At 36.9% G+C, this 14,201-nt stretch carries 6 protein-coding genes and 1 pseudogene; 1 reads left to right on the top strand and 6 read right to left on the bottom strand.

Annotated elements, in window-relative coordinates; translation table 11 throughout:
- Positions 1 to 35: 35 nt before the first annotated feature.
- Positions 36 to 2,456, bottom strand: coding sequence for an alpha-glucosidase (gene ygjK / locus BI291_RS08115; protein WP_074498168.1), 2,421 nt, complete (start codon positions 2,454 to 2,456; stop codon positions 36 to 38).
- Positions 2,457 to 2,593: 137 nt separating this feature from the next.
- Here ygjK and BI291_RS08110 point away from each other — a divergent pair, with 137 nt between their 5' ends.
- Complete coding sequence (locus BI291_RS08110) at positions 2,594 to 4,588, top strand: tryptophan 7-halogenase (protein WP_074498165.1); 1,995 nt, start codon at positions 2,594 to 2,596, stop codon at positions 4,586 to 4,588.
- A gap of 75 nt (positions 4,589 to 4,663) precedes the next feature.
- Here BI291_RS08110 and BI291_RS08105 read toward each other — a convergent pair whose 3' ends face one another.
- The 5 genes and pseudogenes from BI291_RS08105 to BI291_RS08085 all read right to left on the bottom strand — a co-directional run.
- Positions 4,664 to 6,577 carry a S9 family peptidase gene (locus BI291_RS08105; RefSeq protein WP_074498162.1) on the bottom strand — a complete coding sequence of 638 codons (1,914 nt, stop codon included), beginning with the start codon at positions 6,575 to 6,577 and terminating at the stop codon, positions 4,664 to 4,666.
- A gap of 254 nt (positions 6,578 to 6,831) precedes the next feature.
- A complete protein-coding gene (locus tag BI291_RS08100; protein ID WP_254849547.1) occupies positions 6,832 to 8,847 on the bottom strand; it encodes a metallophosphoesterase in 2,016 nt (671 codons plus the stop codon).
- Positions 8,848 to 9,216: 369 nt separating this feature from the next.
- On the bottom strand, positions 9,217 to 9,588 hold the full coding sequence (locus tag BI291_RS08095; RefSeq protein WP_074498161.1) for a helix-turn-helix domain-containing protein: 372 nt from the start codon (positions 9,586 to 9,588) through the stop codon (positions 9,217 to 9,219).
- A gap of 213 nt (positions 9,589 to 9,801) precedes the next feature.
- Positions 9,802 to 13,626, bottom strand: a complete 3,825-nt coding sequence (locus tag BI291_RS08090) for a S8 family serine peptidase (RefSeq protein WP_074498158.1) — start codon at positions 13,624 to 13,626, stop codon at positions 9,802 to 9,804.
- 270 nt (positions 13,627 to 13,896) lie between these two features.
- Positions 13,897 to 14,201: pseudogene (locus BI291_RS08085) on the bottom strand (transposase); the annotation flags it as partial.

The following is a 14,201-nucleotide window of genomic DNA, read 5'->3' as shown; positions in this document are numbered from 1 at the left end:
AATTCTTGCTATTTTTTATGTGCGTTAATTATTAATTATTTTTTATTATTAATGGTAAGCATATACAAATGTGCAGCACTCCAACTAAAGTTGGTTGCACCCTGCATATCACCGGTCATTGGATTGTAATTCTCTCTGATCGGCTCTGCTAATATTAAACCTTGTGCATTATCAAAAAGCTTATTTGTAAGCGCTTTACCTTGTTGATAATAACCATAATTTTCTAAGGCTGCTATGCCAAAATAAAACTGATCTAACCAAACACGCCCTCGCCAATAAATATTTTGATCATATGCAGGATTTGTAAGCGCTGCTGTAGGTAATGGGATCAGCGAATTAAACTGTGTTTTCGCCATCATTTTTTCGACTACTTGCTCTGCTTGTTTTTTCTCGGCAATCTCAGCCCAAAGTGGGCTCCAACCCTCTGGCCCCATTCCTCTAGCAGTGAGTAATTTTCCCCGACATTGTAACGGTGCTAACATTTCAGATGTTATTTGCAGGTCGTAATAAAATCCAGTTTTCTCATCAAAAAAGCACTGATTTATTAATGTTGTTAATCTGTTTACGTCTTTTAATAAATCTTTTTTAAGTGCCTCTTTATCAAGTAAAGATGCCATGTCAGCTAAGATTTTCTTTTCTTTAACCAAGTAGGCATTCAGTTCGACTGACTCCTGATCAATGGAAAAGCCAAGTAACTGTCCTTTACTGTCGCGATTTTCAAAAAACCTTACTTGCCAATCTTGTTTCGCGTTAGCTACATCTCCTTGATAGTGTTTATTTGCATAAGCTGTTAGCTGTGCTTGATTGATAAAGCCAAAACGTGCGGCATTATCCATCCCTGATTCCCAACCCGCACCGTGTTGAGCACCAATATCTAGTTGTTCATAGTCACCTTCTGCTAGCACTTGTTCATAGAGAGCTAAGCCATGGCAAGACAACCAGCCGTTATCTGCAGGTTGGCATTGGTGTTGATATTTATCTTTGTTTTTATCTGAGACTTTAAGCGTAAAGCTGATATTTCCTTGTTCATCATTATGAAAACGATGTTTAGTTGCGCCATATTCTATTAATCCATTGTTGTTATGATCTCGATTACGATACCACCAATCATGGTAAGCCATTAACGGCTCAAACATTTCTTGCACAAAACTTGTATCTTGTGTTGCTTTATATACTTCCCAAACAGCCCAAGCCGCTAACGCTGGCTTAGTATTTCGTTCATTCCAATTACCACCGTCGCCATTGCGAACACTATCTTTGTTATAAAAGACGGCATCAATCACCATGCCGTGATCTTGCGGGCGAACAGTATCATTTGGTTTAACCTGATAATCGAACATGGCTCGAATATTATTTTTCGCCACATCAGGTGCAAAGTGAGCCATGGCAACCGCATGCTTCCAACTGTCCCAAGCCCACACACCATTGAACCACCTAGCCGTTACGGAAGGCGTTACCCCATCGTGTTTTAATTCACCGGCCGCACTTCGCCAGTTACCTATCAACGTTTCAATCGATTTTGCAGCAACACGCTGTTGTTCAATATTTTCAATAAAGCCAACGCTGGCTAAATATTGTTGCCAACGTTTAGAGGTAGCAGACAAATATTGTTCAGGATCCTTTAACACTTTTGTTGTTAATGCTTCACCTTGTTCCACTTCTTGCTCGTTATGATAATAACTATGGGTTGCATAAATCGTCTGGCTTTCGTTTGGTAATAGCGTTAGTGAAGCCTGGCTGATATAAGACAATTGCTGCTGATTTAAGCGTGTTTTACTGTTTATTGAACGCTTTATTACATAACGAGAAGTACCTGAAAACATCATATTCCACGTACTACGTAAACGATCAAACTCAACAGATACGCCTCGTGCTGATTTCGATAACCTTCGTTGCCAATTAGGGTATTGTTTTGACACAGATATTTCTGGCGTCCATTGAGATAATAATTCGCCTGACCATCTGAGTGAATATGCTTGAGTATCTTTGCTGTTATTTATTATTGTCGTGTTAACCAATGCCGTTCGCTTCGAGACAAATTGCAAGGTAAAGGTTACCTGAATGTCTTCACCACGATAGTGCTGAATAAGTTTTCCTGGTTGTGATGACTTGCTAACGGTGAACGTTGACCAATCTATCTTCTCACCATTTTTTTGCTTAATCAGTGTTAGCTTATCTAACTGTTTAGCAATGAAAACGCCATATTCTTCGGCGATTATCATTGGTCCAGTAAAACCGCCTAACTCGTGTTGGTTTTCAGGCAATAAAAAGCCATGCCAACTACCTGCATCAAAAAGCGGATTGTATTTTTGGTTACCATATTGGTCAAAGTTTTGATGTGAAGCTGGTGTACCTGCACGATTGATCAAGTTTTTAAACGGCTTTTCTTCCACCGATGCTTGAACAGTACTGATCAAACAAAAGGAGATACATCCTATTAACCATCTTTTTATCATAACACCCTCTTTAATATGAATATCAAGTGCTTATGCAATTAACGAGCATAATGGTTGCGAATCATTTTCGCTAACACTTTAAAATATCCCATTTATACTATATATTTTATATTCTTCACATTTTCAGGGGAAAGTAAATGATTAAATCAATTGTTGTGTTAGGTGGTGGTAGTGCAGGTTGGTTAACCGCATGCTTAATAGCAGCTAAACATGTTAACAAAAACTCCCCTTTTTCCGTGACATTAATAGAGTCTCCTAATATTCCAACGATTGGTGTAGGGGAAGGCACATGGCCAACCATGGTAAACACTTTACAACAAATTGGCATAAGCGAATTAACCTTTATGCAACGCTGCGATGCCTCTTTTAAACAAGCGTCAAAATTTGTAAATTGGGTGAACAATAAACAAGGCGATGAATATTATCACCCGTTCACCCCACCACAATCATTTGATCAAATTAGTTTAGCCAGCACTTGGCAACAACAATACGCAGATAAACCTTTTGCAGAAACCGTTTGTTTACAAACATTACTTTGTCAGCAAAAACGTGCTCCTAAACAGCTTAAACTTGGCGATTTTAAGACCATAGAAAACTATGGCTATCATTTAAATGCCGGTAAATTTTCACAGCTATTAACAGAACACGGCACTGAAAAACTGGGCGTTAAACATATCCTTGATGATGTTATCGCGGTAAAAAGTAAGTCAAACGGTGATATTGCATCGTTAACAACCAAAGAACACGGAGATATTAACGGAGATTTGTTTATAGACTGTTCAGGTCAAGCAGCAGCATTAATAGGTAAACATTTTCAAGTACCGTTTATCAGCAAAAAAGACGTATTGTTTATTGATAAAGCCATTGCGGTACAAGTGCCCTACTCTTGTGAAAATTCGCCCGTTGAATCTGCCACCCTTTCAACCGCACAAACAGCAGGGTGGATATGGGATATAGGCTTACCGACAAGACGAGGTGTTGGCCATGTATTTAGTACTAAATACACATCTATTGAAACGGCTACTAAACAACTTAAATCGTATTTAGGTCAATCAGTGGATAACATTGAGCAACTCACCTTCAGAACGCTTGATATCAACCCTGGGCACCGAGAAACCTTTTGGCATAAAAACTGTGTTGCTGTTGGCATGTCTTCTGGCTTTCTAGAGCCTTTAGAAGCATCTGCCCTAGTTATGGTAGAACTGGCAGCGAAAACCATTGCACTACAAATGCCAGCGAGTCGTGAAGCAATGGATGTTATCGCCCGGCAGTACAATAAAAATATGACCTTTCGATGGCAACGTATTATCGACTTTTTAAAGTTACATTATGTGTTGAGTAAAAGAGATGATAGTCGTTTTTGGCGTGATAACCGAGACCCAGCAACAATACCTGACTCATTAAAAGAGTTACTGACCTTATGGCAATACCAACCACCAGAAAACAATGGTTTTTTAAGCCCTTATGACCTATTCCCTGCGGCAAGCTATCAGTATATTCTCTATGGTATGGGCTTTAACACTCAAGCCAACTGCTTAGGCAACGAAACAGAATTAACTAAACAATCAAACGAAGCGATTAATAAAGTAAAATCTAGACAACATAAAATGCCTTCGTTATTACCAACAAACCGTGAAATACTCACCGAAATTCGCCAACAGAACCGCGAAATTCACATCGATATTAATCAAGACAATAGACAAAACAATCAACCATGGCAATTTTTATCAAGCGATAACTTATCCAAGGTTAGCCAGCAGTATCCAATATTTTTTAAGAAAATAGCATCCGGTTATACACCTATTTATTTAACCCACTTAACTGACCAAGGAAGCATTCATCAAACTAACCAACATAATAAAAAATTTCCCTATGAAGAAAATAGTGCGCATACGCTATTTCCCTTCAACGATGATGCATTATTAGAACCTGTTAAACTCGATATTACCTTAAATGATGACACCGAAGTAAAGATGTCTGGCTTATATGTTGTTCAACAAAACAAATGGCAGCAAATAAAGTCATCTTCACAGTATTCTTCAACGTTAACCAAACAACTCGATTTAATGATGTCATCTTTACAACATGTACCAGCGTTGATTGCCGTTGAAAACAAAAAAAGAGGTGTATAAGCGCAACTTGGTTATCGTTGCGCCAACATAAAACCAGCGTGATTGCTGTAAGCTTTTAAGTGCGTGGTTTAAGCACTATAGATGATCATGTAAAAAGCTAACGTATTTTTTGGATGCTTCTATACGATTGACTTTTTTACTGAAGCCATGACCCTCGTCATCAAACACTAAATAGTCGACAAAGGTGCCGCCATTTCTAATTGACTCAACCATTTCATCGCTTTCAATTTTCAACACTCTAGGATCGTTTTTGCCTTGCACCACTAATACTGGCTTTTTAACTTTATGGCCAAAGAAAACAGGTGAAATACTGTGAAGTCGCTCTTTATCAGTACTTGGATCGCCTAATTCGTCATAAAGTGATTGCCTAAAGGCTTCCCAATAAGGTGGAATACTCTCTAAGGTACGAACCCAATTTGTCACCCCAAAAATATTGATCCCCACTTCAAATTCATCAGTAAATGCCATTGCCGCCATGGTTAAATAACCACCATAACTGCCACCAATCACACCTATTCTGTCATTGTCGACCCAATCTAACGACTGTAAATAATATTTGTTATACACCACATCTTTCAAATCATGATCACCGTGTTTTTTATCATCTAAGTGAAAAAATGTTTTACCGTAGCCACTTGATCCTCGGTTGTTAATTTTAAAGATTGCGTAGCCATTATTTACCAAGTGTTGAATAGTCGCGGAATACCCTTTACGGCTTTGCCCTCCTGGGCCACCATGTATCCAAATAAGTGCTGGCACTTTCTGCGTTTCAGCTTGAATAGGTTTATATAAAATGCCTGGAATTTCTAAACCATCAAAACTCTTAAACCTAACAACTTCGCCGGAAACTAAATTGTCTTCAAGTATGTTGGGATTGCCTGTATTGGTTAAACGCTTTACGTTATCGGAACCCAGTTGATGAACATATAAATTTGACGGAGATGTATCTGAATTAATATAAAATACTAACGTGTTAGCATCATTTGAGAAGTTAACACCACGTAAATCACCGCTTGGCATTTTAGGTAAGGTCAATGGTTTCATGGTTGATAAGTCTAATATTTCTATTTTTGTTTGCGCGTCTGCATTAACGCCCACCACCTGATAGCGACCATCTTTAGAAAAATAAGTAAAGCTAACATCCCAATTCGCCTTATAATTCACTTCCTTTGTTTTTGTATTGAGATCATAAGCCCATGCTTGTCGATATTCGCCAAATTCGTCAGTGGAATAAATAAGTTTTTGACTATCACGCGTGAACGTATAGGCACTATGTTCAACCTCTCCTTCATGCTCAGTGATTAATTGAGCCACCTCATTTTCTTCTTTTAGATTAACTAAATATAAATTTGAGTCAGCGTTGGTGATTGTTTTGCTTAATGCGATATATTGACCATTAGGACTAATACTCTCAACTGAGTAACCAGAGGTGTTTTGATACACAAGCTCCCTTGAATAGTCACTCACTTGATACCGGTAAACATCAAAAAACTTTGGATCTCTTTCATTCGTGGCAACATAAAATTGTTTATCATTTTCATGCCAACCGACAAAGCTTGCTTTTAAGTTATCACCTGGGGTTAAATCTTTTTCATCGCCTGATAGTTCTCTAACATATAAATGATTTAATTCATCACCACCTTTATCAGCGGTATAAAGTATTCTGTCATCCTTTGGAAACCAGCTAACCACATAAATTGATTCCACAGTGGAATGCGTTAACGGTATTACAGGAGAACCATCAAGCGGTACTTTATAAGCGTTAAAAATACCGCTTGTATCATTACTTACTAGTACCGCACTAGCGTCTGCATTAATTGACGACCCAAAAACAGATGTCGTTTTATGAAATTCTTCAGCAGTATATGTTTGAAAGCTTGATTCTTCTTGAGCAGTAGGTTGCTCAGAAGCCTCTTCAATTGGCTTTGAACAAGCCGATAGGTAAAAGCCAGTAAAAATAATAGTGGCTAGTAATGGAAATTTTCTCATCAGTAAACTCCATGTTTATTATTGTTTTGATTTAACAACGTATCAGTTGTTTATTTTTCATCCTTATTCAGTATACAGAATAAGCGCATAAAACATATAGTTTGCTGTTATTGTCATTTAATATTGTTTTAAAGATAAATTTCAAATAGAGGTAACCAAACGAGAATTGCCCCGTTTGGTTAATTAGGGTCTGTTGATCTTTCTAGATTAAATGTTGTTTGAACTAAACGCGAAAGATCAACAGGCCTAATTGTTTACTTGCTAATTAAGGCTAGCTCAGCATCAGCGTTAAGCACCACCCACCAGCGATTACCAAAAGCTGAATCAAAACCGACCAATGGGTAATCACTACAGCCTTCTGCTTGAGTAGGTATTGTCGTTAAAAACGTATCATCCCAAGCAGCGTCAATAATACACTCATCTGGCGCAATCGGTTGCCAATCGTCTTTTTTTATGGCTAATTGAACGGTCGCTGAATCAATGTCTTCATTCGCACTGTATTGCACTACGTATTTGTCTGATACAGCATCACTGATATCCCAAGATTTAGTCGCGGTTTCAGGTAAGGTAACAGCTGGTTTGCCTGCACCTTGTTCAATATCACCTAAATCAGGACCAGATAAAGAAAACGCAAGACCAACATCTGCTTCAATATTTTTTTCCACACCATAATCATCTTGATACATACCTGTTTGGTTTTGTGTACCACTTACAATCAAAATGTCTGAAGCAGTATTGTCGTTAGCAGGAGTCCAACTTAAGGTAACATGCTCTTTTAAATCAAAAGTCGTTTCGGGAATAACCAGTTCATCATTTTCATTGTCTGGCACAACCCGGTAAGCAGCATTTAAGTTAGGTGACCAGCGTTCGTGAACTTGAAATAGCCATTGATACGCTAACCGAACTAAATCATTCATTGTTTCTGCGCGGCTGATACCTGGCGTATAACCCATATCTCTTTCACGCGTATCAGTACGATTAAAAGTATCATTACTTCCGCCGACTAAACGAGCATACGAACCATCATTCGCGTAACAATCATTGGTAATATATTCTGGTTGAAACACCATTGCAGGGCGTGTGTTAGGGTGAATAGCATTAGGATAGACAAGTGTTTCACAACGATTATTGGTTCTAGCGAATTTATCCATTAATTGCCACTGTGCATTAAATGCATATTCAGGCGCATTTGAATGTGCTTGATGATTCGCAAAATACGACTCGTATTCAACACGGTCATTGTTAAACGTTAATATTGATGAATTAACATCATAACCGGGATCATCTGAGCGATCAGTTTGGTTCTTTTGCGAGATTACTGCCTGCACGAGATCTCGCTCTCCGTAACGATACTCATACCCTTTATAAGACGCATTACCCACCATGATTTGAGTATAGGCGTCCATGCGATAATTTCCGCCCGTTGGCGTAGAACTCGAAGGATAAGTAGTAAGTACTGACTTAGCCGTAATTAATGAGCGCTGATATTGATGCTCATGACCTTGCACATAAATCACATCATACGCTGAAAAAAACTTACGTATTTCTGGTTGAACATCATACAACCAATTATCATCTTTAGTACCATCGACAATTTGCTCACGAGTTTGGCCATACTTCGCACCAATTAAACCATCATGGCTGGCTACCACGATATGCTCAAAGTTCCCTTCATTAGCTTCAACGGTTTCTTTGATCCAATCAAAAGCTAATGGTAAATTATAATAAGCAAGGCCAAAAATAAGCACATTTTCACGAATCACTGAATAATTTACCCATTCATAAGCAGGCATATGAATGGCGTCTTCAGGGATAAAATTTTTCATGTTTTCTATCCAATTATATGTGTACGCATAACTGGTTTCGTGGTTTCCCATCACGGGTAAAAATTCGATACCTTGTTCCGCATAGGCATCTGCTACTGAGCGCCATTCTGCAAATTCAACATCAGTACCATTATCGGTTAAATCTCCAACAGCAATGATCAGATCAACATTATGAGCTTTTTGATGTTTTACCACTTCTGCCATAGGGTGTAAGGCAACGTGTGCTTGACCTTCTGCATCGGTTCCTCCTTGAGTATCTGGCAACAACCCAATTTTAAATGGATTATAAACAACAGGTTCTGGCTCTTGAGGTTCTTGAGGTTGTTCGGGTGCAATAGGCACCTCAACAACGACTTCTTTTTCAACTATTTTAACGTCATCACCGCAAGCCGATAAGGCAACAATCAATGACAAACATAGTGCACTTTTTTTATAATTATTCACAATACTTCCTTCGAATTACACATTAAAAACAACGTGTAGAGTAGAAGCATTGATTGACAATGACATGACGAGTTTATGAAGGATTCACGACAATGAATGTAGTAGAGATGAATAGCGATTCTGTATGTATAAATTTTATAGAAAGCGCAATAAAAAATAAAACAAGCAAGCGTTCGTCAAGATCAAAACTTAAGCGACAGACTACAAAAAGCAATAAAGGTTATGCACGAAAAACCGTATACAACTAAATAATAAAATTCAAAGAAAAGTGGAGGCCATGTAGCCTCATTAAGAGGCAAAAATCGTTTATTAATGTCAAAGGAGACCATAGAAATAACAGTCCACCTCAGGGCGCGTTGTTAGGCGATCCTACTGCGGTTTAAGTTTACCGAGTAAGGTTTTTCCGTAATCTATAGCTTCACGCTCAATTTTAGTTAAAGGGTCAGATTGACCATTTTTAGGTGTTTGAAATAATGACTGACCATATTTAATTGCAGATTTTTCCATTGCATTAAGCGTTATCTGTTCAGATTTTTCATCGTGCTTGGTTGCATTCATATTTTGCTCCTGAATTATATTGTTAATTGACGTTTCAAATACAGCAGCAAGACACTTTAAAGACTCTGAACCAACACTTTGTCCACTCTCGACTCGTTGAATAGTACGAGCGCTTAGACCTGAATGAAGAGCAAGGTCTTCTTGAGTCCACCCTTTGTCTAATCGACGTTGTTGAATACTCATCACTTTTCCTTTTGCTGTTTGATGCCTATTTATGACAGCCTTACAGGAGAATAAACACGACAAAATAACGACACATACAGTTTTGTCGGCGACAACCATAAATTATGGTCGCCTAACAGTTTATTATAATTGTTCGCAAAAAAAAGCGCTACATAACAACGGTTAATGCTTTGGTGATGCTTTGTGTAGATTCCATGTAAGCAAAGCAAGTGTTCAATTTATTTTAAATGTATTTCTTGATCTAAATTTTACTAGTGTAATTGAAAACAAAAGAAATAATAAAATATGCATGCTTCCTCCTCCGTCAGAACTATCTGATGAAGTTGAATTATCTGTTGTACTCGAATTAGAGCTACGTGAAGAATCTAATGGGTAGGCGTCAGCACTGTCATCTACACCGTCACCATCATCATCTGTATCAGTATTATTACCAATACCATCACTATCTGTATCCACTGACTCAGATGCATCTAACGGGAAAGCATCGGCACTGTCATCTACACCGTCACCATCATCATCTGTATCAGCATTATTGCCAATGCCATCACTATCTGTATCCACTGACTCAGATGCATCTAACGGGAAAGCATCGGCACTGTCATCTACACCGTCACCATCATCATCTGTATCAGCATTATTGCCAATGCCATCACTGTCGGTATCTACGGTTTCACTTATATCATATGGAAAAGCATCTGAGGAGTCTTCTATACCATCATCGTCTGAATCAATAATCCCTAACTCCAATTCATCCCATCGGCCATTACAGTCAGCGTCATACCTACAACCTTCTTCAGCAATAAATGCAGGTACTGCGGTATATTCTATTTTATTGTTATAACTATCTGTTGCTATAAGTTGAATATCATATGCTCCATATTCGAGATCAGTTAAATAAGCTTCATTTAAGGAATTTGATGTATTTGCTAATTCTACCCACTGCTCAGTACCGCTGAACCTTATGCTAATAATATTTGATATAATTGATGAATCGTCATCAAACTTGACAGAAATTTTTCCATTACCATTTGCAAGATAATTATGTGAAGAGCCAAGTGTACTAATTGAAAAAGCTTTAATCATTGGTGGCGACTTATCTACGGCGTTAAGATCATAATTTAATATTGTATTTATAGATACGAGGGTATCTTCAATGGAATAACTATTAAATTGAAGCTCTATTTGTTCTGTTTCTTGTGGTAACTCAATAGATTTTATTTCCCAGAGATTAATACCGCCAGCGCTTTTTATATAAACGTCTCTATTTTTCGATTTTCCTTCATTTCCATCGATATAATAACTTACATCCCCTTTATAATATGTCATTAGGTCATCTGAAAAGTAAGCTGTGCTATTGGCAAATTTATGGCTTAAAATAAATATACCGTCATTGTCAATTATTCGCGCCCTGAAAACAGGTAAATCATAACCTAATTTAAAATCATAAAATGCATCATTCATTTCTATTTTCTTTTCAGAGTGATTAGTATTTTGAGCATCAAAAACTATAAGGTCTCCCTGAGAGTCGAAATAATATTCAGCACTCTTATAAACGCCATCAATCTCGTGAAAATACGCATAACTGCTTTCATCTGAATTAGTATATGCTTTGCTATTAGCAAAAAATGAAAAATCGGGTGATGGTGATAATGACATCATACTAAAAGTGGTTTCGCTATTTTCAGGCATTAAAATTGAACTGCCAGTCCCATTTAAGTTATTTAGTGGATATTCTTCGTATCTCCAAAAAGTGGGGTTAATAAATTGATTTTCTTTATCATCTTTCATTGCATAGGAAAAATTTAACATTCGGATGTTATTAACATCATTAGAAAATAAAAGCTCATCACCATTAATTGAATATTTGTCAAACCGATGATCTATCAGTATTTCGTTGTGATAATTAAACGAGTCGTCTCGTTTTCTAATTTGAAAATCGTAGAAAACATCATCTGTAGGCTGATTCATATATAGTTCTAATGGAGGTTGTTCAGGGTAAGCACCCAAAATACTTGACCATTTACCAGCGTGATCTGAATGCATAGCATTTATATGAATCTGTAACCAAGGCGGTAATGCACCATTAAGATCTAACTTCCTACCAAATTGATCTTTTAAGTCAAAATTCACTTTTTTTAAGCTTTCGTCGATCTGATAAGTGAGCTTTGTATTATTATTGAGCGAGTATTTATCAAATATATAAGCTTTTGAAGTAAACCCTCCCAATGCATTTAGAATAATTCTGTATTCACCTTCAGGTAATACAAAGGTTTTCTGTGTTATGTCATTGTTATTGAACCAGATATTCTCAATTAGCCCTTTGCTTTTTTCTAAAATACTTAGAGTAAATTGATAGCTATCTAGAATCTCCTCGCTATTTAATTCTTCTACATTTAGAACAACTCTGTTTACATTAGTGATAGCGATAGGAATTAAAAGTTCGGAGCTATTTCCTTTTATTAAAATTTTCGCTATATATGTTGGATGTTCAATAGGCTTAACAGCTAAATCGATTGGAAGTTCGATCTCAATTTCTATTGATTTACTTTCACCAGGAAGTAGTTCTATGCTTTTTAGTGAAGGGGTATAAACAATGGGGTTTTCATTATTTTTAATAACTGATATATCAAAACGTTGTCTATCATTGCTAGAGTTTGTAACCTTCAATGCTTTGAGCTGATTTAATTCAGTAATATCTTCATACCAACCGAGATTGAAAACACTTTCATCAACTAAAAAATCTATCTGTTGAGCGTTTGCATAATTAATAACTCCCATTCCCTGTGCGCTATAATCTTCGTCAAGGTCAATGGCTGTTCCCATTAATATGGCTTTAACTTCATTTGGTTTTAAGTTGGGTTTATCCTTTAATAATAATGCAGAATAACCTGACACAACGGGAGCCGCTAAACTAGTTCCTGACGCAGTTGTGTAGCTACCATTGAGGCCAGTTGTTTGAATATTAACACCTGCAGCAGAAATATCTGGTTTTGCATATCCACTTTGCTCAGACATACCTTTAGAGCTAAAATTTGCGATGTGTGATTCACCTTCAGATGCTGCAACAGTTATAACATTGTCATACGCGGATATATTTCCTAATGTAAAGTTTTTACCGCCGTCATTTCCTGCACCTACAACAACTAAGATGTTAGCTGCTATTGCTTTATCAATAGCTCTTAATAAAGGATGTTCTGGGTTATTAATTTCTTCTTCACTACCTAAACTAATATTTATAATGTCAACTGCATCATCAATATTTCCATCACCATTAGGATCCATTGATGCTTCAATTGCTTTAATCATTAAATGATCTGGACAGTAATGAGAACAAACGTTATACGATAATAATGATGCTTTTGGAGCTACACCTTTAACTTCTCCTTCAGCGACAATAATTCCTGCGACTAACGTGCCATGAGAATCTGTTTCTTTAGGCATTGGGTCATTAGAATCATTAATAAAGTCATACCCGCCTATAACTTTACAACTAGTACCCAAGCACCCCCCTAATGCAGGGTGTGTATAGTCAATGCCTGTATCAATAATTGCAATTGTAATTCCTTCACCTTGATTAGTATTATCGGGTGTAGCTAATTTGTTTTTACTTAGTATCTTTTGGTTATGTTCTTGAACTGGAATTGGCTTCAAATTAAGAGAAGGATAAACACTTCTTACTTTTGAATGCGCCTTAACCTTTGATAATTCATTTTGATCAAGGTTAGCAATAATCGTATTTGTTGATTTTGTTAGTCTTGAAATAACATTGAATTTAGGGAGAGGATCTTTCGTATCCCTTAATATTTTATTTTGCTGCTCTATCCTTTTATTTGAGCGACTCTGAGCGCTAGTTAAAACTCGCGTATCTGAATTTACAGAAAAATCATCATGCAGCTCTATTAAATATCTTTTTTTATGATTGGATTTTAGATAAATACTATTTTTTGGTTCAACTTCTATATTCTTTTTTTTTCCTTTAGTTTCCGCAATAATATCGAAATTAAAAATAATTAAAGTAACAAAAAGTATAAAACGCATGAGTATCCTTTCAAATAAATCCATATAATAGCAAAGAGTATATTTAAGTATTTATTTTTACTCAACTAATTTTCCGTACAGTTATATACAGAACTCCAAGTTATCACAAACTACATTTGCTCTTTCTAAACGCCAACTGAAAAACCGCGTTAAGATTCTATGCCCTTTAAACATCAAGCCTTTAATAGTTTGGATAATATTTCCGTCATAAAAGCCTACTTAACATTCACCAGTTTCATTTGTCCTACAATACAATTTGTTGACTAGGAGGGGCAACACCAATTCTGTTAACCAGCGTAAGTGTTTTTTCGACCAGTTATCTTTAACTTCACATTGAATATTGTTTCTAAGAAATAAGCCTTTCAGTTGAAATTTGGCGTCTTTTAAATCCTTCATGGCCGTTTTCCGTGCACGAGATAAATCTCGTATGGCTTCATCTTCTGCTTCGGGTACATAAATAGCGGTGAGCGTTTCTGCCTTAAAAAGTAGCGCTAGTTTAGCCGCATCACGTTTATCTGTTTTTACTCGGTCGCCAGGTTTTTTAGGAATGAGTGAAGGAGCTACGATATAACAGC

The organism is Thalassotalea sp. PP2-459 (assembly GCF_001913705.1).
Taxonomy (GTDB): Bacteria; Pseudomonadota; Gammaproteobacteria; order Enterobacterales; family Alteromonadaceae; genus Thalassotalea_C; species Thalassotalea_C hakodatensis.
Note: the sequence above shows the minus strand (reverse complement) of the source record. Positions and strands in the feature narration are given on the sequence as shown.